At 66.3% G+C, this 21661-nt stretch carries 14 protein-coding genes and 1 riboswitch; of the genes, 8 read left to right on the top strand and 6 right to left on the bottom strand.

Annotated elements, in window-relative coordinates:
- Positions 1-163: 163 nt before the first annotated feature.
- Positions 164-378: riboswitch (cobalamin riboswitch) on the bottom strand.
- A gap of 61 nt (positions 379-439) precedes the next feature.
- Genes AC1MH0_RS02255 through AC1MH0_RS02245 form a run of 3 tightly spaced genes read right to left on the bottom strand, consistent with a single transcriptional unit; the run spans position 440 to position 6045 of the window.
- Positions 440-2548, bottom strand: coding sequence for a S9 family peptidase (locus tag AC1MH0_RS02255; RefSeq protein ID WP_480964526.1), 2109 nt, complete (start codon positions 2546-2548; stop codon positions 440-442).
- Complete coding sequence (locus AC1MH0_RS02250) at positions 2545-4632, bottom strand: prolyl oligopeptidase family serine peptidase (protein WP_480964525.1); 2088 nt, start codon at positions 4630-4632, stop codon at positions 2545-2547. Before AC1MH0_RS02250 ends, AC1MH0_RS02255 begins: the two co-directional genes overlap by 4 nt.
- 42 nt (positions 4633-4674) lie before the next feature.
- The gene (locus AC1MH0_RS02245; protein ID WP_480964524.1) at positions 4675-6045 is read right to left on the bottom strand and encodes a cytochrome P450; all 1371 of its coding nucleotides are present in this window, start codon (positions 6043-6045) and stop codon (positions 4675-4677) included.
- Between the two features lie 104 nt (positions 6046-6149).
- On the opposite strand from AC1MH0_RS02245, the gene AC1MH0_RS02240 reads away from it, so the two are divergent.
- Complete coding sequence (locus AC1MH0_RS02240) at positions 6150-6929, top strand: SDR family NAD(P)-dependent oxidoreductase (protein WP_480964523.1); 780 nt, start codon at positions 6150-6152, stop codon at positions 6927-6929.
- 236 nt (positions 6930-7165) lie between these two features.
- On the opposite strand, the gene AC1MH0_RS02235 is transcribed toward AC1MH0_RS02240, so the two are convergent.
- Together AC1MH0_RS02235 and AC1MH0_RS02230 are read right to left on the bottom strand one after the other, a co-directional pair.
- Positions 7166-8785: a choline dehydrogenase gene (locus AC1MH0_RS02235; RefSeq protein WP_480964522.1), complete on the bottom strand. Its 1620-nt coding sequence runs from the start codon at positions 8783-8785 to the stop codon at positions 7166-7168.
- Between the two features lie 57 nt (positions 8786-8842).
- Positions 8843-9415, bottom strand: a complete 573-nt coding sequence (locus tag AC1MH0_RS02230) for a TetR/AcrR family transcriptional regulator (protein WP_480964521.1) — start codon at positions 9413-9415, stop codon at positions 8843-8845.
- A 96-nt stretch (positions 9416-9511) separates the two neighbouring features.
- On the opposite strand from AC1MH0_RS02230, the gene AC1MH0_RS02225 reads away from it, so the two are divergent.
- From AC1MH0_RS02225 to AC1MH0_RS02195, 7 genes are all read left to right on the top strand, one after another.
- Positions 9512-10765, top strand: coding sequence for an acetyl-CoA C-acetyltransferase (locus AC1MH0_RS02225; RefSeq protein ID WP_480964520.1), 1254 nt, complete (start codon positions 9512-9514; stop codon positions 10763-10765).
- Positions 10765-12303, top strand: coding sequence for an acyl-CoA synthetase (locus tag AC1MH0_RS02220; RefSeq protein ID WP_480964519.1), 1539 nt, complete (start codon positions 10765-10767; stop codon positions 12301-12303). The genes AC1MH0_RS02225 and AC1MH0_RS02220 overlap by 1 nt, the downstream gene beginning before the upstream one ends.
- Complete coding sequence (locus tag AC1MH0_RS02215) at positions 12300-13397, top strand: acyl-CoA dehydrogenase family protein (RefSeq protein WP_480964518.1); 1098 nt, start codon at positions 12300-12302, stop codon at positions 13395-13397. Before AC1MH0_RS02220 ends, AC1MH0_RS02215 begins: the two co-directional genes overlap by 4 nt.
- Positions 13398-13409: 12 nt before the next feature.
- Positions 13410-14615 carry an acyl-CoA dehydrogenase family protein gene (locus tag AC1MH0_RS02210; RefSeq protein ID WP_480964517.1) on the top strand — a complete coding sequence of 402 codons (1206 nt, stop codon included), beginning with the start codon at positions 13410-13412 and terminating at the stop codon, positions 14613-14615.
- Positions 14612-15580, top strand: a complete 969-nt coding sequence (locus AC1MH0_RS02205; protein ID WP_480964516.1) for an NADPH:quinone oxidoreductase family protein — start codon at positions 14612-14614, stop codon at positions 15578-15580. Before AC1MH0_RS02210 ends, AC1MH0_RS02205 begins: the two co-directional genes overlap by 4 nt.
- Before the next feature lie 19 nt (positions 15581-15599).
- Positions 15600-17009: a coniferyl aldehyde dehydrogenase gene (locus AC1MH0_RS02200; RefSeq protein ID WP_480965808.1), complete on the top strand. Its 1410-nt coding sequence runs from the start codon at positions 15600-15602 to the stop codon at positions 17007-17009.
- A gap of 229 nt (positions 17010-17238) precedes the next feature.
- Complete coding sequence (locus tag AC1MH0_RS02195; protein WP_480964515.1) at positions 17239-19635, top strand: TonB-dependent receptor; 2397 nt, start codon at positions 17239-17241, stop codon at positions 19633-19635.
- Between the two features lie 45 nt (positions 19636-19680).
- On the opposite strand, the gene AC1MH0_RS02190 is transcribed toward AC1MH0_RS02195, so the two are convergent.
- Entirely contained in the window at positions 19681-21660 is a 1980-nt protein-coding gene (locus AC1MH0_RS02190; protein ID WP_480964514.1) for an ATP-binding protein, read from the bottom strand.
- Position 21661: the final 1 nt, after the last annotated feature.

Below are 21661 nucleotides of genomic sequence, written 5' to 3'. Positions count from 1 at the left end.
CGACGAGGACCGGGGCCTGCCGCGAACGGCCGGGTCACGCGACGACCGGACGCCATGAGCGGCCGACGCACGACACCGATGCGGCCCCCGCCACATGGTCGTCGCTCAGCCAGTGTCACGCAGGCGGCGTTCACCGTGCCTCGGCCACCCCCTGGACCGGGACAAGAGCGACCAGACGCCGGCAGGTCTCCTGGCTCGCGGGTCGCTGCTCGATGCACGCCTTCCCAGGTTTTCACCCAGTGGCTGCCCTCGCGAAAAGGGCTCGTGCGTCTCGCTCGCCGCTTACAGTTGCAGGGACAGCCGCGGCATGGGACGGCGAACCGTCCGCACCGCATTCCCAATCAAGCCCTTCCGGGCACCGACGCGATCATGGGAGACGGCTGGAAGCCGCGTCCCGCGTGTTCGGTACCCTGCTTTGGGTCGCGTGCCAACGGTCGCGCTATTTCGCGAGGCCGAGCTGTTGCAGCATGAACGCCTGCCACTCCGAATTCTGGCGATAGCGCTCGAACCGGCCGGACTTGCCGCCATGGCCTGCCTCCATGTTGACGCGGAACAGCAGCGGGTTCGTGTCGGTCTTGAGTTCGCGGAGCTTGGCGACCCACTTGGTGGGCTCGTAATATTGTACTTGGCTGTCCCACAGCCCGGTGCCGACATAGAGCGCCGGATAGGCCTTCGCCTTGACGTTGTCGTACGGGGAATAGCTCAGCATGTAGTCGTACGACGCCTTTTGCGCGGGGTTGCCCCACTCGTCATATTCGAACGTCGTCAGCGGGATCGACGCGTCGAGCATCGTCGTGACGACATCGACGAACGGCACCTGCGCGATGATCAGCTTGTAGTCCGCCGGTGCCATGTTCGCGACGCCGCCCATCAGCAGCCCGCCGGCGCTGCCGCCCATCGCCGCCACGCGGTCCTTCGCCGCGTATTTCTGCGCGACGAGATAGCGGGTGACGTCGATGAAGTCGGTGAAGCTGTTCTTCTTGTTCAGCAGATGGCCGTCGTCATACCAGCCGCGCCCCATCTCCTGCCCGCCGCGGATATGTGCGATCGCATACACCACGCCGCGATCGAGCAGGCCGATCCGGCCGGGATCGACTGCCGGGTCGCTTGAAATTCCGTAGCTGCCATAGGCGTATTGGAAGAGCGGTGCGGTGCTGTCGCGCTTGGTGCCCTTGGCGTAGACCAGCGAGACGGGAATGCGCGTGCCGTCACGTGCGGGTGCCCATACGCGTTCGGTGACGTATTTCGCGGTGTCGTAGCCCGGCACCGGGGCGACCTTCAGCACGCGACGCTCGCCGGTCTTCGTGTTGACCTCGTAGGTCGTCGTCGGCGTCACGAGCGACCCATAGGTGTAGCGGACCCACGGCGTCGCGGTCTCCTCGTTGACGTCGAGCGACATGCGATAGGCGGGTTCGTCCGCGGTGACCGCGGTCGACTTGCCCGCATCGCTGAGGACGCGGATCATGCGGTTGCCGCCCTCGCGCTGGTCGATCGCGACGAACCCGTCGAACGGCTTGAAGCCCTCGATGAAGACGGTGTCGCTGGCGGGCGTGAGGTCGCGCCATGCGGCCGTGCCCTTGGCCAGATCGGCGTCGGCGACGGTCACCAGCTTGTAGTTTTTTGCGGCCTTGTTGGTGCGGATGATCCAGCGGTTGCCGATGTGATCCGCGCTGTAGCGGAACTCTCTCGCGCGCGGTGCGACGATCGTGAAACTGGTCGGGGCCGCAGCCGGCGCGCAGCGTTGCTCGTCGCTGACCGTGCTGCTCACGCCGATGCAGACGAACTTGTCGTCGGCGGTGCGCGAGACGCCCATCGAATAGGTGTCGTCCTTCTCCTCGTACAGCAGCCGATCGCTGGCGACGGGCGTGCCGAGGACGTGCGCCTTCACGCGGTAGCCCCGGAGCGTGACCGGGTCCTTCTCGACATAGAGGATGGTCTTGTTGTCGTCTGCCCAGACGACGTTCGGCTCGATGTTCGAGAGCGTGTCGGCGACCGGCGCGCCGGTCGCGAGGTCCTTCACCTTGAGGACATATTGGCGACGGCCAACGGTATCCTCTGCCCAGGCGACGCGGCGGTTGTCGGGGCTCACTGCCCAATCGCTCAGCGCGAAGAAGCTGTGACCCTTCGCCATCGCCGGCTCGTCGAACAGCGTTTCGGCGGGTGCGGTACGGCTCCCTTTGCGGCGCTCCAGAATCGGATAGTTCGCGCCGGTCTGGAACCGCGAGCCGTAATAATAGCCGTTCTTCGCATACGGCACCGAGCTGTCGTCCTGCTTGATATGCGAGACGGTCTCTTCGTAGAGCTTGGCCTGGAGCGGCTTCAGCGAGGCGAGTTGCGCATCGGCGTACGCATTCTCCGCAGCGAGATAGGCGAGCATCTCGGGGTTTTTCCGCGTGTCGTCGCGCAGCCAGTAATAATCATCCTCGCGCGCGCCGTTGGGCGACGTCACCTGGAACGGCTTCTTGGCGACGCGCGGCGGCTGGACCTGCGCCACCGCCGCCGTCGAGACCAGCGCCACGCCGGCGAGCATCATGTACCGTATCGTCATTGTGCTGCTCCCTGTGTTGCTGCCGTTGCTGTGGGCGGCTTCCGGTATCGATCGAACCAGGCGATGATCGCCGACGCCTTCGCTGCGGATTGCGACGGGCGAGCGGCGAGGCCGCCGTGACTAGCGCCTGGCACCTTCACCAGCGCGGTCGGCACGCCGCGGATCTGGAGCGCCGCGTAATATTGCTCGGACTCGCTCACCGGGGTCCGGTAATCGTCGCCACCGACCACGACCAGCGTCGGCGTCTTGACGTTGCCGACGATGCTCAGCGGCGAGCGGTTCCAATAGCTCATCGGATCCTCCCACGGCAGCTTGGTGAACCAGTAGCGCGAGGTGAACAGCGTGTTGTCCATCGTCAGCGCCTCGCTGATCCAGTTGATCACGGGCTTCTGCGTCGCCGCCGCCTTGAACCGGTCGGTCTTGCCGACGATCCACGCGGTCAGCAGCCCGCCGCCAGAGCCGCCGGTCACGAACAGATTGTCGGGATCGGCGGTACCGTCCTTGATCGCTGCATCGACCGAGGCGATCAGGTCGTCGTAATCGGCGGCCGGGTAGGTCTTGTCGATCAGGTTGGCGAACTCGGCGCCATAGGAGGTCGAGCCGCGCGGGTTGGTCCAGAGCACTGCGTACCCGGCGGCGGCGTAGAGCTGCATGTCGGTCGCGAAGCCGGGGCCATAGGCGGCGTTCGGGCCTCCGTGGATCTCGAGGATCAGCGGTACGCGCTGGCCTGCGACACGGCCCGGCGGGGTGGCGAGCCATGCGTCGATCGGGCGACCATCGGGCGCGGTCACCGCGATCTTTCGGACCTGTGCGAGCGCCTTCGATCCGGTCAGCACCGCGTTGAGCGTCGTCAGGCGGCGGGGTTTACCGCCCGCCAGCACCCATACGTCGGCCGGCGCGCTCGCATCGCCGCCGGTATAGGCGATCGTCCCGCCCTTCGAGACCGAGAACTCGCCGCCGGTATAGGGCCGATCGAGCCCGCCGCCCGCGACGTTGTCGATCAACGGCGTGACGTGGCCATCGACACCGATGCGGGCGACGCGGCGCTGGCCGTGATCGTCGTAGCTCGCATACAGGCTGCGACCATCGGCGGACCACACCGCGTCCTCGATCGCGCGATCGAGCGTAGCGGTCAGCGAGCGCGGCGAGGCGGCGTCGCGGTCGCCGACATAGAGCAGCGTGTTCTCGTAACTGCGACGCTTGTCGTCGAAACCGAGCCACGCGATCTTCGAGCCGTCGGGGGACACGCGTGGCTGCGCGTCGGGGCCGTCGCGCGTCGTCAACGTCCGCATCGTACCGCTCATCGCATCGACCGCGATCACGTCGGAGTTCATCACCTGGCGGTCGGCGGCTGGTCCGCGGATCGCGGCGAATACGATGCTGCGGCCATCGGGCGTCCACGACAGCGGACCGCCATCGTCGAACTTGCCGTATGTGAGTTGCCGCGCCGCGCCCCCGTCCGCGCCGACCACGAAGAGGTGGTCGTAGCCCGGCTTCACATAGCCCGGTCCGTCGTTGCGGTAGTTGACGCGGTCGATGATCGTCAGCGGCTCGGCCCATTTCGCGCCCTCGGGCTTGGGCGGCTGCGTGCCGAGCTTGGTGCCCTCGCCCGCTACCGTCGCGATGTAGGCGAGCTTGGTGCCGTCCGGCGACCAGGCGAGAGCCTGTGGATCGCCGGGGAAGCTCGTGATCCGTGCGCTTTGGGCGCCGCCGATCCAGCGGACGAACAACTGTGATCCCTCACCGTCACGCGCGGCGTAGGCAATGCGCGCCCCGTCGGGTGACCAGCGCGGGCTGCTGCCGTCGGTCGCGAACGGCGTCTGGCGACCGCTCGCGACGTCGATCAGCCAGAGCGACGATTGCATCTTGTCGGTCATCACGTCGCCGGTGCGGCGGACATAGACGATCGTCTTGCCGTCCGGGCTGATCTGCGGGTCGGCCGCGATCGTCAGCCCGAACAGGTCGCTCCCAGTGAAGCTCCGCGTCGGGCCATCAGGTACGGGGGCAGGTACCGGTGCGGCCGGTTGTTGCTGGGCATAGGCCGGCGTCGCCGCGAGCAGGAGTAGGGCAAGGGTCAAGCGCAACGAACGGCTCCTTCGAATGAACCGCGCGAAGATGACACACTATTACGGGGTGGCAAGCGGTACGAACGTCACCGGCAAACCATCTTTCGGGCGCGGGATCGGGAAGACCTGCCACGCGTCGCCGCTGCCGGCCGCCGCCTCGATCCGGTAGCGCGTGAGCAAATGCGCGATCAGCAGTCGCATCTGCATCGTCGCAAAGTGCAAGCCGATGCACATATGCGCGCCGCCGCCAAACGGCACCCACGCAAAACGGTGCCGCCCTTTTGACGCCTCGGGCGTGAACCGCATCGGGTCGAACTTGTCGGGATCGGGCCAGTGCTCCGCCATCCGGTGGGTATAGGTGATACCGGTGTTCACGCTCGTGCCCGCCGGGATATCGAACCCGCCGAAGCTGAAATCCTTGAGCGCGCGCCGCGGGATCGACGGGACGGGCGGCATCATCCGCAGCGATTCCTTGAATGCGTATTCGGTGAGGACGAGGCGATCGAGCTGCTCGGTCAGCGGCATCGCCGGGTCGAGCGCCGCAACCTCTTCTCGCAGCCGCTCCTGCCAATCCGGGTTGCGCGCGAGCAGCATCAGCAGGCTGGTCGCGGAGGACGTGATCGTGTCGTGCGCCGCCATCATCAGGAAATTCATGTGGTCGGCGATCGCCAGCGCGGTCAGCGGCGCACCGTCGTCATCGGTCGCGCGACAGAATTGCGAGAAGAAATCCTGGCCGTTTCCGGTGCGTCGTGCCGGGATCTCGCGTTCGAAGAAGTCGACCAGATAGGCGCGGGCTTTCACACCTTTGCGCATCTGCGTGCCGGGCCAGGGTTTACGGATCGGCGAGACGCTCGCCTGCACCTCGTCGACGAACGCCTGGTTGATCCGGTCCGCCTCCGCGCCGAGCGGCACGCCGAGGAAGCTGGTCGCGGCGAGATCGAGCGTGAGCTTTTTCACCACATCGTAGAAGCGCAAGGTCTGCCCGGCCCAGCCGCCGATCGCGGACTCGATCCCAGCATCGAGTTCGGTCGCATAATGCCGCATCGGTTCCGGCTTGAACGCAACCGACAACGCCTTGCGATCGGCGCGGTGCTTGTCAAAATCCATCAGCATCAAGCCGCGTGGGAACAGCATGTTGAGGAGCGGTCCCCAGCCCTGTTCGGATGAGAAGATCTTGTCGCGGTCGAACAGGACCAGTTCGTTCGCATCGGGACCAAGCAGGTTGACGCCGGTCCCGCCGAGCGCGCGATTGCGATAGATCGGGCCGTACCGCGCCGCCATGCCCTCCGAAAACGCTATCGGATCGGCGAGCAATTTGAAGGTGTTGCCGACGAACGGCAGGCCGTTGCTGCCCGGAATATGATCCAGCGCACCCTTGGACTGACGTGGGAGCCAGTGCGGGCTGGCGTTCTGCAACATGGCGTGGCTCATCGTCGGATCCTCAGCGACATGCCGGCTTGGCAAGCCTCGAATACCGGCATAACTATTGTTCTGCAACCGGGGCGCGGATCCCGGGGCTTTGACAGGAGAGATGCATGGACCTCGCAAACACTGCTGCCGTCGTGACCGGCGGCGCGTCGGGCCTGGGTGCCGCCACGGCGCGCGCGCTTGCCGCCAAGGGGGTGAAGGTGGCGATATTCGACCTGCAGGCGGACAAGGGTGAAGCGCTCGCGGACGAGATCGGCGGGGTGTTCTGCAAGGTCGATGTTACGTCCGACGACAGCGTCGAAGCGGGTTTCGCGGCGGCGCGCGCGGCGCATGGCCAGGAACGGATCCTAGTCAATTGCGCAGGCACGGGGAACGCGGCGAAGACTGCCGGGCGATCGAAGCAGGACGGCTCGATCAAGCATTTTCCGCTCGATGCGTTTGATCGGATCATCCAGATCAACCTCGTCGGCACGTTCCGCTGCCTCGCCAAGTCTGCGGCTGGGATGTTGACGCTAAAGCCGGGGGAAGACGGCGAGCGGGGGGCGATCGTCAACACGGCGAGCGCCGCGGCCGAGGACGGCCAGATGGGGCAAGCCGCCTATTCCGCGTCGAAAGCGGGGGTGGTCGGCATGACGCTGCCGATCGCGCGAGACCTGATGAGCGAGGGGATTCGGGTGAACACGATCCTGCCGGGGATCTTCGACACGCCTTTGCTGGCCGCCGCGCCGCAGCAGGTGCGCGATGCGCTGGCGGCTTCTGTGCCGTTTCCGAAGCGGCTCGGGCGGCCGGAGGAGTTTGCCGCGCTGGCGTTGACGATGATCGAGTGCGGGTATTTCAATGGGGAGGATGTGCGGCTGGACGGCGCGATCCGGATGGCGCCGCGGTGATGGTTTAAAGAGCTGTCCTCACCTTTCCCACCCGGCCCGAGACATCGGGTACGGCAGTTGGTGAGGATGGTTGGGTGCGGGATACGAGGAGACGCATCCTCCCCCGCAAGGGGGAGGTGGCTGGCTCTTGCCAGACGGAGGGGGAGGAAAGGGAAACGCCTGTTCCGTGTCCTCCCCCTCCGTCACCTCCGGTGCCACCTCCCCCTGGCGGGGGAGGATGCAAATGCCGACCGCCCTCAGGCCGCGCGCGCCAATTGCCGCCCCTTGATCATGTCCGCGGCCTTCTCCGCGATCATGATCGTCGGGGCGTTGGTGTTCGATCCGATCAGGGTCGGCATCACCGATGCGTCGACCACCCGCAGTCCTTGCAACCCACGCACCGCCAAGCTCGCGTCGACCACCGCCATCGTGTCGTCGGCCGCGCCCATCTTGCACGTCCCTACCGGGTGGTAGATCGTCTCAGCCGTCCGCCTTACCCAGGCGTCGATCTCGTCATCGGTGCGGACGTCTTCACCCGGCGACAGTTCCCCCGCCCGATACGGATCGAGCGCCGCTTGCCGCGCGACCTCACGCCCGATGCCGACGCACGCCCTCATCACTCGCCGGTCCTCGGCCGTCGCCAGATAGTTGGCGACAATCACCGGATCGGCAAACGGATCGGCCGAGCGCAGCCCGATCCGCCCCCGGCTCTCCGGCCGCAACTGGCACAGATGCAGCGTGAAGCCGTCCTCGGTCGCCTTCACCTTGCCGTGATCCTGCATGATCGCGAGCACCGCATGGATCTGCACATCCGGCCGCGACAGCCCCTCGCGCGACGCCACGAACGCGCCCGCCTCGAGGAACTGCTGCCGCCCCGCCCCCTTGCCGCGCAACAGGTAATTGAGTCCGACGCCGATCATCCCGACGCCTTTGGTCATCGCGTACCCGGTTCGCAGCCCGCGCGATTTCCAGTTCATTACGACGTCGAGATGGTCCTGCAAATTCTCCCCCACACCGGGCAGCGCGTGCACCACGCCGACCCCCGCCGCAGTCAACCGATCCGGATCGCCGATCCCCGAAAGCTGTAGAATATGCGGTGACTGCACCGCGCCCGCACACAGCAACACTTCGCGCGTCGCCGTCACGCTCTCCGCCCGAGCCCCCTTGTCGAGTACGTAGTCGACGCCGGTCGCACGCCCCTTGTCGATCCGGATCCGCGTCGTCCGCGCTCCCGTGACGCAGGTCAGGTTGCGCCGCGACAGTACCGGCCGCAGATACGCCGCCGCGGTGCTCCAGCGCTTCCCGTCCGCGACGGTCAGGTCGTAGCGCCCGAAGCCCTCTTGACTCGCGCCGTTGAAATCGTCGGTCACCGGATAGCCCGCCTGCCGCCCGGCCTCGACCAGCGCGTCGTAGAACGGGCTATCGGACTCGCCGCCCGAGATCGTCAGCGGCCCCTCGCCACCGTGCAGATCGCAGGCGCCGCGATGATGCCCTTCGAGCCGCTTGAAATACGGCAGCACGTCGTCGAACGACCAACCGGGCAGGCCCATCTGCCGCCACTCGTCGTAGTCCTGCGGATGGCCTCGCGTGTAGATCATGCCGTTGATCGACGAGCTGCCGCCCAGCCCCTTGCCGCGTGGCCACCACAGGCGACGGTTGTCGAGATGCGGCTCGGGCTCGGTCGAGAAGCCCCAGTTGCTCGCATTCTTGCTCTTGATGAGTTCGCCGACACCTGCGGGCATTCGCACCAGCACGCCGTCGTTGCGTCCGCCCGCCTCGAGCAGCAGCACGCTCACCGCCGGGTCCTCGGTTAGTCGCGCGGCGAGCACGCAGCCGGCCGAGCCCGCGCCGATTATCACGTAGTCATACGTCTGCATGCCCGCATCCTCTTGTTCACGCTCCGCTTTTTTACGGAGTCGCGTCAGTCCACTACGCTAGCGCTCGCACAGCAGTGTCAGCAATCCCTCGCGAACGACGCTGCGCTCAATCCCTTCGGCGGCATGGACCTGACTGAGGCCGATCGCCAACAGCGCATAGCTGCGAATCCCCGCCTCGGCAGGCGCGAACCCATGCGCCACGAGTTGCTCGACGAGGAACGCCATCACCGTGTCGTCATGCTCGCGGATCGCCGCGGCCACCCGCGCGTCGCTTTTCGCCCAGGCGCGCATCGCCAAGGCCAGCTGCGCCATGTCGTGGTCGCGAACATGATCGGCGAACGCCCGAATGCGCTCGACCGGTGGAAGCCCCGACGCGGACAGCGTGACGATCAACGGATCGATATGCGCTTCGACGAAATATCCTGCGAGCGCCGCATGATACCCATCGAAGTCTTTGAAATGATGATAGAAGCTTCCCGTCGACGCACCAAGCGACTGCGCCAGGCCGCGAAGCTTGAGCGCGCGGAGCCCGCCATTCTTCAGCAACTGCAAGCCGATTTCCAACCAGTCGCGCGGCGCCAGATCTGCGCGTGGTGCCGCCCCGTCTTCCAACAATACCCTGCTTGACAAGCCATTCCCCATAACGAATGTTACGTCGTACCGAAGCCGGACGCAATCCGGCATCAGGCACTACGACCGAACCGGCGGGTGCAACAGGAGAGCGATGTGGCCGAGGCACTGATCATCGACGCCGTCCGTACCCCGCGCGGTATCGGCAAGACCGGCAAGGGCGCGCTTGCGCACATGCACCCCCAACATCTCGCCGCGACCGTCCTGAAGGCGATTGCCGAGCGAAACAAGCTAGATACCGCCGATGTCGACGACATCATCTGGTCGACCTCGACTCAGCGTGGCGAGCAAAGCGGCGATCTCGGGCGGATGGCGGCGCTGGACGCGGGCTATGACGTCAAGGCGAGCGGGACGACGCTCGACCGGTTCTGCGGCGGCGGGATTACCGCCGTGAACTTCGCCGCGGCGCAGATCATGAGCGGGATGGAAGACCTCGTGATCGCCGGGGGTACCGAGATGATGTCGCTGACCACGACGATGATGCAGGACGACATGGCGGCGGGGAAGCGGCCGCTCGGGATCGGCTCGGGCAACGCACGGCTCGACGCGGCGCATCCGCAATCGAACCAGGGCATCTGCGCCGACGCGATCGCCAGCATCGAGGGGATCGACCGCGAAACGCTCGAAGCGCTCGGGTTGGAGAGCCAGCGCCGCGCCGCGGTGGCGATCGCCGAAGGGCGGTTCGACCGCAGCCTCGTCCCGGTCACCGACGATACCGGTGCGCTAGTGCTTGAGAAGGACGAATACCCGCGTCCCGACACCACCGCTGAGGGGCTCGCGGCGCTGCGCCCTTCGTTCGCCGGGATTGCCGACATTCCGCTCGACGACAAGGGCACGACGTATCGCAAGCAGATCAATCGCCGCTATCCCGACGTCGATATCAAACACGTCCATCATGCCGGCAATTCGTCGGGCGTGGTCGATGGCGCCGCCGCCGTGCTGCTCGCCAGCGCCGACTATGCCGCCAAGCACGGGTTGAAGCCCCGCGCGCGGATCGTCGCGATGGCGAACATGGGCGACGACCCGACGCTGATGCTCAACGCCCCCGTTCCTGCTGCGCGTAAGGTTCTGGCGAAGGCCGGGCTGACGGTCGACGACATCGACCTGTGGGAGATCAACGAAGCGTTCGCGGTGGTCGCCGAGAAGTTCATCCGCGACCTGAAGCTCGACCGCGAGAAGGTGAACGTGAACGGTGGCTCGATCGCGCTCGGCCATCCGATCGGTGCGACCGGGGCGATCCTGATCGGCACGATACTGGACGAACTCGAACGCCGCGACCTGAGACGCGGGCTCGTGACGATGTGCGCGGGCGGCGGGATGGCCCCGGCGATCATCATCGAGCGCGTCTGATGCACCCCGTCGCGCACGCGCTGACGACGCCCGACAAGCCCGCCTACATCATGGCGGCGACGGGCGAGACGGTGACGTATCGCGACCTCGACGAACGGGCGAACCAGGGCGCGCATCTGCTCCGGTCACTCGGGCTGACGCGCGGCGACGGCATCGCGGTGCTGATGGACAATTCGCCGCGGTATCTGGAGGTGATGTGGGCGGCCGAACGCACCGGCGTCTATTGCACCTGCCTTTCGTCGAAACTGACTGCGGTCGAGGCCGCGTACATCATCCGCGACGGCGATTGCCGGGCGCTGATCGTGAGCAAGGGATGCGCCGAGGTTGCCGCCGCGCTGGTACCGATGCTTGACGACGTGCGCCGCTACGTCGTCGACGGCGCGATCGACGGGTACGCGTCTTACGAAGCCGCGCGCGATGCAAAGCCCGCCACGCCGATTGCCGACCCGTCACCCGCCGGCATCCTGCTCTATTCGTCGGGCACCACTGGCAAGCCGAAGGGCGTCAAGCACGCGCTTTCGGATGAGCCGTTCGGCACCAACGTCTCGCCGCTCGTGATGCTCGGCAAGGGGCTGTACGGGTTCACGCCCGAGATGGTCTATCTCTCGCCCGCGCCGCTCTATCACGCCGCGCCGCTGCGCTGGTCGATGGCGGTGCATCAGGTCGGCGGCACCGTCGTCGTCATGGAGCATTTCGACCCCGAAGCCGCGCTCGCCGCGATCGAGCGGTTCCACGTCACGCACGCGCAATGGGTGCCGACGCACTTCATCCGGTTGCTCAAGCTGCCGCCCGAAGTCCGCGCGCGCTACGACGTGTCGTCGTTGAAGGCGGTATGGCACGCCGCGGCCCCCTGCCCGCTCCCGGTCAAGCAGGCGATGATCGACTGGTGGGGGCCGATCATCGGTGAATATTACGCGGGTACCGAAGGCAACGGGTTCTGCGCGATCTCCAGCGCCGAATGGCTGACGCACAAGGGCTCGGTCGGCCGCAACCTGACCGCGCAGACGATGATCTGCGACGAGGACGGCAATGCACTGCCAACGCGCGCTGAAGGCGACGTGTATTTCGCGGGCGGCGGCGCGTTCGAATATCATAACGATCCCGCCAAGACCGCGGAGGCCGCCAACGCGCACGGCTGGACGACGCTCGGCGATGTCGGCTGGCTCGACGAGGAGGGCTATCTCTACCTCACCGACCGCAAGAGCTTCATGATCATCTCGGGCGGCGTGAATATCTATCCCGCCGAGATCGAGAACCTTCTCGTCACCCACCCGAAGGTCGCCGACGTCGCGGTGATTGGCGCGCCGGACGACGAGATGGGCGAACAGGTGGTGGCGATCGTCTGCCCCGCCGACCTGACCGAAGACCGCGTGCAACTCGCCGCCGAACTCAGCGCGTTCGCCCGCGCCAACCTCAGCCATGTGAAGGCGCCGCGCCGGATCGACTTCCGCGACACGCTGCCGCGGCACGAGACGGGCAAGCTCTACAAGCGCCTGCTCCGCGACGAATATTGGGCGAAGCCAAAGGAGTCCGCATGAACTTCGATTATTCCGACGACCAGAAATTCCTTAAGGACGAAGCGCGCAAATTCCTGGCGGCGCACTGCGGCAGCGACCGCGTCCGCGCGGTGCTCGACGATCCCGCCAAGGCGTATGATGTCGATCTCTGGAGAGCGGTCGGCGCCCAAGGCTGGCTTGGCGCGGCGATCCCCGAGGAGTTCGGCGGACTAGCGCTTGGCCATATCGAACTCTGCGCGATTGCAGAGGAACTGGGGCGAGCCTGCGCGCCGATCCCGTTCGCATCGACCGTCTATCTCGTCGCCGAAGCGCTGATGCTGTACGGCAGTGATGCTCAAAAGGTCCGATGGCTGCCGAGGATCGCGGCAGGTGACGTCATCGGCGCATCCGCCACCTCCGAAAGCGCCGGCCCCGTCACCGCACGCTCCGTCCGCACCACCGTTTTCGGCGGCAAGCTCACCGGCGAGAAGATTCCCGTCACGGATGGCGACGTCGCCGATCTGATCGTCGTCCTTGCCCGCGACGGCCTCTACCTCGTCGAGAAGGGCGCTGGCGTCACCGCCGAAGTCCTCGAAACGCTCGACCCGACGCGGAGCGCCGCCCGCCTCACCTTCACCGACGCACCTTGCGAAAGACTTGGCAGCGACGACGGGATCGCTGCGATGCAGGCGGTGTTCGACCGCGCCGCCGTCCTCCTCGCATTCGAGCAACTCGGCGGTGCGGATCGTTGTCTCGACATGGCGAAGGGCTATGCGCTCGATCGCTACGCGTTCGGCCGACAGATCGGCGGATACCAGGCGATCAAGCACAAGCTCGCTGACATGTACGTGAAGAACGAACTCGCGCGCTCGAACGCCTATTATGGTGCGTGGGCGCTGAATGCAGGCGCCGCTGAACTCCCGCTCGCCGCCGCCACCGCGCGCGTCGCCGCCTCCGACGCATACTGGTTCGCGTCGAAGGAGAACATCCAGACGCATGGCGGGATGGGCTTCACCTGGGAGTCCGACTGCCACCTCTATTACCGCCGCTCGCGTCAGCTCGCGCTCGTCGCCGGCGCCCCCGCAGCGTGGCGCGAACGCCTCGTCGGCCAACTCGAAATGCGCAACGCCGCCTGATTGGAGCAAGCAATGGACTTCAAGGACAGCGACGCCGAAGCCACTTATCGCGCCGCCGCGCGCGACTGGCTCGACACCAACATCGCCGAGCATGACGCCGGCCACTACCCCGACGACATGGCCAAGGCGAAGGCGTGGCAGGCACGCAAGGCGGCCGGTGGCTATGCCTGCATCACCTGGCCGCAGGAATGGGGTGGCGGTGGCGGGACCCCGATCGAAAGCGTCATCTTCGGGCAAGAAGAAGCGCGCCACGCAGTCGATGGCAGCTATTTCACGATCGGGCTCGGTATGTGCGTGCCGACCGTGATGGCCTACGCCGACGACGCGACCAAGCACCGCTTCGTCGGCCCCGCGGTCCGCGGCGACGAGATCTGGTCGCAGCTATTCTCCGAACCCGCCGGCGGCTCCGACGTCGCCGCGATCCGGACGCGCGCCGTCCGCGACGGCGACGACTGGGTCATCAACGGCCAGAAGGTCTGGACCTCGGGCGCGCATTTCAGCGACTACGGGATCGTTCTAGTCCGCACCAACCCCGACGTGCCCAAGCACCAGGGCCTGACGATGTTCTGGCTCGACCTGAACGCACCGGGGATCGAGATCCGCCCGATCCACCAGATGTCTGGCGGGTCGAGCTTCAACGAAGTCTGGTTCGAGGACGTCCGGCTTTCCGACGCGCAGCGCCTCGGTCCCGTAGACGGCGGCTGGAAGGTCGCGCTGTTCACGCTGATGAACGAGCGCCTCGCGATCGGGACGAGCGGCGGTGTCGGGCCCGAGGATATCCTCGCCTTCGCAGCCCAGGCCAACGGCGCAGACGGCCCGCTGCTGAAGGATGCGGCGTTCCGTCAGACGCTCGCCGACTGGTGGGTGCAATCGGAGGGCTTGCGCAACACCCGGATGCGGACGATCACCGCGCTGTCGAAAGGGCAAGTGCCCGGCCCCGAAAGCTCGATCGGCAAGATCGTCGCCGCCAACCAGTTGCAAGCGATCGGCAACACCGCCGTCGAGGCGGGCGATCAATACGGCATCATATCCGACCCCACGCTGACCCCGCTCAAAGGCGCGTTCCACGCCGCGACGATGTGGGCGCCGGGTTTGCGGATCGCTGGCGGCACCGACGAGATCCTGAAGAACATCATCGCCGAACGCGTGCTCGGCCTGCCTGGTGAAATTCGCGTCGACAAGGATCAGGCGTTCCGGGACCTGCCGGTCGGCGCGTGAGAGCGGTACGCGTCTCGGCTTTGTCGGCGGACCTGTCGGGCGTGGCGCTCGACGACATACCCGAGCCGAAGCGGTCGCCGGGCCAGTTGCTTGTGCGGATGCGTGCGGCATCGCTCAACTATCCGGACCTACTGATGACGCGCGGCGAATATCAGCTGAAACCGCCGCTCCCGTTCGTGCCGGGCATGGAAGTCGCGGGCGACGTGATCGAGGCCGATGCAGCTAGCGGTTTCGCCGCCGGTGACCGGGTGGTGTGCGGCACGCGGCTCGCCGCGTTCGCCGAGATCGTCGCGTGCGATGCCAGTGCCGCCCGCGCCATTCCCCCGCGTCTCGACTATGCGACGGCAGCCTCGATCGGCGTCGCCTACCTGACTGCTTATGTGGCGCTCGTCCGTCTGGGCGCACTTGCGACCGACGACTGGGTTTTGGTCCACGGTGCTACCGGCGGGGTCGGGCTTGCCGCGGTCGATCTCGCGCAAGCCCTGGGGGCGCGCGTGATCGCCACGTCGCGCTCGTTCGAGAAGTTGCAGGTCGTTGCCGATACGTACGCGCCCGCCGTCACCTTGCCCACACCGGGCTTTCGCGACGCGGTGCGCGACCTGACCGGCGGGGGCGCGGATATCGTCTTTGATCCCGTGGGCGGTGACGTGTTCGACGAGTCGACCCGCTGCATCGCATTCGGCGGACGCCTGATGGTCGTCGGGTTCGTCTCGGGCCGGATCGCGACGCTGCCGACCAACATCGGGTTGATGAAGGGCTTTTCCGTCATCGGCGTCCGCGCCGGCGAATATGCCCGCCGCTTCCCACGGCTCGGCACCGAGAACCTCGATGCGATATGGGCGATGGCAGGCGAAGGTCGCCTCCGCCCCCGCGTCCATGCCATATATCCCCTTGCCGAATGGCGGGACGCGTTTGCCGCCATGGCCGCCGCAACGCATGTCGGCAAGATCGTGCTCGTGCCCTGAAGGACCGCCAATGACCGATATGCAGACTATTCTTGCCGGCCAGCGCGATGCGTTCATGGCGGAGCTTCCCGTCACCAGGGCGGTGCGCCTCGACCGGCTCAAGCGCGCGGCGGCGATGGTGCGGGACAATGCTGCGGCGTTCTGCGACGCGGTATCGGGGGATTTCGGGCATCGCAGCCGCGAGCAGACGATGATCACCGACATCGGTGCATCGCTCGCGCCGATCGCGCATGCCGCGAAGCATCTCGATCGCTGGATGCGGCGGGAGCGGCGCGCGGTTCAGTTTCCACTGGGGCTACTCGGCGCGAGGGCTTGGGTCGAATATCAGCCCAAGGGTGTTATCGGCATCATCGCGCCGTGGAATTTTCCGGTGAACTTGCTGATGGCGCCACTCGCGGGCGTGCTCGCCGCGGGCAATCGCGCGATGGCGAAGACGAGCGAGTACACGCCCGCGACGGCCGCGCTGTTCGACGACCTCGTGCCGAAGTATTTTGCGCAGGACGAATTCGCCGTCATCTCGGGCGGCGCGGATGTCGGGAAGACGTTCGCCGCGCTGCCGTTCGACCACCTGATCTTCACCGGCGCGACTGCGATCGGTCGCTACATCCTTCACGCCGCCGCCGACAACCTGACGCCGGTCACGCTCGAACTTGGCGGCAAGTCGCCCGTCATTCTCGGCGCATCGGCGGATATCGCGCGGGCGACCGAACGCGTGACGCTCGGCAAGATGATGAACGCCGGTCAGATCTGCCTCGCGCCGGATTACCTCCTCGTGCCCTCCGCAAACGAGGCGCAGGTCGTCGACGGCATCAAGGCGGCGGCCAGTGCGATGTACCCGACGCTGCTCGCCAACGCCGATTACACGTCGGTGGTCAACGATCGCCACCACCAGCGGCTTACCGACTGGATCGCCGACGCCCGTGCGAAGGGCGCGACGGTCGAGGTCGTGAACCCCGCCAACGAGGATTTCGGCGCCGCCAATTCGCGGAAGATGCCGCTGCACATCGTTCGCGACGCGACCGACGACATGATCGTGATGCAGGAGGAAATCTTCGGCCCGGTCCTGCCGATCCGCCGCTACGACGGGATCGACGACGCGATCGCGCAGGTGAACCGCCGCGACCGGCCGCTCGCGCTCTATTATTTCGGCACCGACGACACCGAGCGCCGCCGCGTGATGGACCGGACGATTTCGGGCGGCGTGACGCTCGACGACGTGATCTTCCACGTCTCGATGGAGGACCTTCCCTTCGGCGGCAGCGGGCCGTCGGGGATGGGCGCGTATCACGGCATCGACGGCTTCCGGACGTTCAGCCATGCGCGGGCTGTCTACAAGCAATCGAAGCTCGATGTGGCCAAGCTTGCCGGGCTCAAGCCGCCTTATGGTGCGGCGGCGGCGAAGACGATCGCGCGTATGATGCGGGGGTGAATGCAGGCATGATTATCATAAGTGCCCTCACCGTTCCCACGGCTAAGTAGCCGCGGGGCCCTTCCCTCCCCCGTTGGGAGCGGAAGGTCAGTCGTCGCGTTGGGCGAGGCATTCGGGTCACTACCGTGACAATATCGCCGACCGTCTCGAATTCGTCTTCGATCTGTCGCCGACGCGTCACGGCGATCGGCAAAGGGCCGCTGAGCGCCGTCGCGCTTCAGGGGACATCATGCAGACCATATCGTCGCTTTTCGCCGGTGTCGCACTCGCGGCGCTCGCCACGCCTGCCGCGTTTGCCCAGGCCGCACCGGAAACCCCGGTAGCTGCGCAGGCAGAAGTCCAAGCCGATCCGGCACCCGAGACGTCGTCCGACATCGTCGTGCTCGGCTTCGGCCAGAGCCGCCAGGTGCAGAGCGTTAGCGCCGTCGATCTCGCGCGCCTCACCCCCGGTTCGAGCCCGTTGAAAGCGATCGAGAAGCTTCCCGGCGTCAATTTCCAGGCGTCCGACCCGTTCGGCGCGTATGAATGGGCGGTCCGGATTTCGCTGCGCGGGTTCAACCAGAACCAGCTCGGCTTCACGCTCGACGGCGTGCCGCTCGGCGACATGAGCTACGGCAACGTCAACGGCCTGCACATCAGCCGTGCGATCATCTCCGAGAACGTCGCCCGCACCGAAGTCGCACAGGGCGCCGGCGCGCTCGGCACCGCATCGACCAGCAATCTCGGCGGCACGATTCAGTTCTTCAGCGACAAGCCGCGCGACACCGCCAACGTCACTGGCGGTGGGACCTATGGCTCGGACAACACGTACCGCGGTTATGCGCGTATCGACAGCGGCGATCTCGGTGGTGGGCTGAAGGGCTATCTGAGCTATGGCTATCTCACCACAGACAAGTGGAAAGGCGACGGCGTCCAGCGCCAGCACCAGGCGAACGGCAAGATCGTCAAGGATCTGGGCAGCTTCGGCAGCCTGTCCGCGTTCGTGAACTTCTCCGATCGTCGCGAGCAGGATTACCAGGATCTCAGCTACGACATCATCCGTCGTCGCGGCCTGCGTAACGACAACATCGCCGACAACTATCCGCTCGCGCTGCAGATCGCGAAAACCTACCAGAACCAGGGCGCGCTCGCGACCTATACCAAGGCGAACAACGGTTCGTCGGTCGGCTTCGTCGCGCCGTGGGCCGGCACCGGCACGACCTTCCCGACCGGGTTCGGGACGGTCGACGATGCGTATTTCGATGCAGGTGGCGTCCGGCGCGATTATCTGGGCGGCGTTACGCTAGACGCGAACCTGACGCCCGAGCTGACGATGACCACGACCGGTTACTATCACAACAACAAGGGTCAGGGGTCGTGGATCACGCCCTATTCGCCGACCCCGGCGGGTGCGCTGAACCAGGACGGCAGCGCGATCACCGCGCCCAGCCCGCTCGGCTTCCGCACGACCGAATACAGCATCAAGCGCGGCGGTGCGCTCAGCAACATCGCCTATGAGACGGGCGCGAACACCTTCGAGATCGGTGGCTGGCTCGAGACCAACACGTTCACGCAGGCGCGGCGCTTCTACGGCATGACCGACAGCGCTACGCCCAACCGCGACGTGCTGAAGTTCCAGAAGAATTCCTACGCGACGCAGTGGGACGGCAAATACGGCACCGACACGATGCAATATCATGTCGAAGATACGCTGAAGCTGGTGGGCGACCGGTTGATCGTCAACGCCGGGTGGAAGGGCGCCTATGTCGTCAACAGCGCGACGATGCTGCCCGATACGACATCGCCCCTCTCCGTCGGCCGTATCTCGGCCAAGGACTGGTTCCAGCCTCAGGCCGGCATATTGTTCAAGCTGACCCCGGCGGCGGAAGTGTTCGCGGACTATACCGAGAACATGCGCGCGTTCGTTTCGTCGGCGACCACCGGACCGTTCGCGGCGACGCAGGCCGGCTTCAACGCCGTCCGCGGTCGCCTCAAGCCCGAGCGCTCGAAGACCGCTGAGGGCGGCGTTCGTCTCCACAGCGGACCATTCCAGGCCTCGGCGGTCGGCTATTATGTCGACTTCTCGAACCGCCTGCTGGCCTTTGCGAACGGCGTCGGCATCCTCGGCAACGCCCCGACACTCAACAACGCGGGCAGCGTGCGCACGTACGGCGCCGAAGTCTCCGCCAATTACCGCGTGTTCCGCCCGCTCTCGCTGTTCGCGAGCTATTCCTACACCAACGCGGAATATCAGGACACGGTCACCGACGCGTCTGGCTCGGTCCAGGTCCGCAAGGGCGACACCGTCGTCGATACGCCCAAGCACATGGTCAAGGGCGAGATCGTGCTCGAACAATCGGGCTTCACCGGCCGGGTCGGCGCGGATTACATGAGCAAGCGCTACTTCACCTACCTCAACGACCAGTCGGTGCCGAGCCGCGTGCTGGTCGACGCCAGCATCGGCTACCGCTTCGAGGGCGATGGCGCGCTGCACGGCGTGGCGATCGAGGGCAACGTCACCAACCTGACCAACAAGAAGTACATTTCGACGATCGGGTCGAACGGCTTCACGGCCAGCGGCGACAACCAGACGCTGCTGGCCGGCGCACCACGTCAGTTCTTCGTCTCGTTGAAGAAGGGCTTCTGAAACCCCGAAGGAGATAGGACCGGGCGGTATTTGCCCGGTCCTATCTCACTCTACCGCGCGCAGCTTGGGGCGGCCGGGCGGCGACTGGCGCAGCAGTTCGTCGACCCGCGCGGCGAGATCGGTCTGGCGGAACGGCTTCGACAAACGGGTGACGCCCTCGGGCACGTCCTCGCCCGCGGCGGCATAGCCGGTCACCAGCAGCGCCGGGATGCGATTGCCCGATGACCAGAGTTCGGTGATGAGTTGCCCACCTGTCATCCCCGGCATCAGATAATCGCTGACGAGGATGTCCGCATCTACGCCGGATCGGATTGCCGACAGCGCCTGACTGGCAGAGGGGACCTCGACCACGACGTACCCGATGTCGCGCAGCATGTCGGCAGTCGCCGCGCGTACCAGGTCCTCGTCGTCAACAAGCAACACCTTGGCCGCACGCCGCGCGATGACGGGCTCGGTGGTGTTCTCGACCGTCTCGGTCGCCGCTTCCTCGGTTGCCGGCAGCCATAGCTCGACGGTCGTGCCGGAACCCGGTTCGCTCGTCAGGCGAAGCGTGCCGCCCGATTGCGCGGCGAGGCCGTGGACCATCGAGAGCCCGAGCCCGGTGCCCTTGCCGACGCCCTTGGTGGAGAAGAACGGTTCGGTCGCGCGGGCGAGCGTGGCGCGGTCCATGCCGACGCCGGTATCGATCGCCGCGATCCGGACATAGCGGTCTGGCGCAAGGCCGACCATGTTGCGATCGTCGACGACGACTTCGCTGACCGTCAGGGTAAGCTTGCCACCGCCCGGCATCGCATCGCGCGCGTTGATCGCGAGATTGAGCAGTGCGAGTTCGAGCTGATTGGGATCGACGCGCGCCGATGACAAATGTCGCGGAATCTCAAGCGTCACTGCGATCGACGGCCCGAGCGAGCGTCGCATCAGGTCGACCAACCCGTCGATCAGCGCGCCGATATCGACGGCGCGTGGCTGGAGAGCCTGCCGCCGGGCGAACGCCAACAACCGCTGCGTCAACGTCGCCGCCCGCTCCGCCGCCTGCAACGCGCCGCCGATCATCCGCTGCGTACGCTCGTCGTCCTTGTGCCGCCGGCGGAGCAGGTCGAGGCTGCCGACGATCGGCGTCAGGAGATTGTTGAAATCGTGCGCGACACCGCCGGTCAGCTGGCCGATCGCGTCCATCTTCTGCGCCTGCGCGAGTTGCGCGTCGGCTTCCTTGCGATCGGTGACGTCGGAGACCACGCCGGTCATCCGCGCGGCCTTGCCGGCATCGTCATACTGGACGCGCCCCTTGGCGACGAGCCACCGTGACGCACCGTCGGCCGCATCGATGCGGTACTCGACGTCGATCACACCGGTCCGTGCCGCCTCGGTCATCGCGCGCGTGACGATACCGCGTTGCTTCACGTCGATATGGCTCAGGAACGTTTCCATGGTCCAGTCGGGCCGGCCCTCAGGATAGCCATAGATCGCATCGTGCCGCAGCGTCCGCCGGGATTCGCCGGTCGTCAGGTCGATGTCCCAGCTTCCCATGCCGGCAGCTTCGAGCGCGATCTCCAGGCTCTCGCGGGCCGATCGCAATTCGCTGGTCCGGTCGAGCACCGCGCGTTCGAGCGTCACCGCGACATCGCGCAACTCATACTGCCGCCGCCGCGCTGTCAGCGCCGACCGGATCGCGCCCAGCATCGCCTCGGCGTGCAGCGGTCGTTCGAGCAACAGGACATTGCCGAGATCGGCAAGCCGCTGCGTGGCGCGCGCGCTGCGCGGCGTCCGCGTCCCGTTCGCCAGTACGACGAACTGGATATCGGCCCAATTGGGTTGCGCCGCGACCCATCCCGCGAGCGACGCGACCTCCTCCGTGATCAGGGCTTCCTCGGTCAGCATGACTGCCCCGGCCCCCTTTGCCAATTCGACGAGCAGCTCGGCCTGGTCGCGACAGACGAAGGCGACGATGTCGTTGCGGCCAAGCAGATCGGACGCGATCGCCGCATCGCGCCCGCGCGGCGCCAGGATCAGGACGCGATCGTCCATA

The organism is Sphingomonas sp. AP28, assembly GCF_056680455.1.
This window is presented reverse-complemented; position numbering and strand designations above follow the sequence as displayed.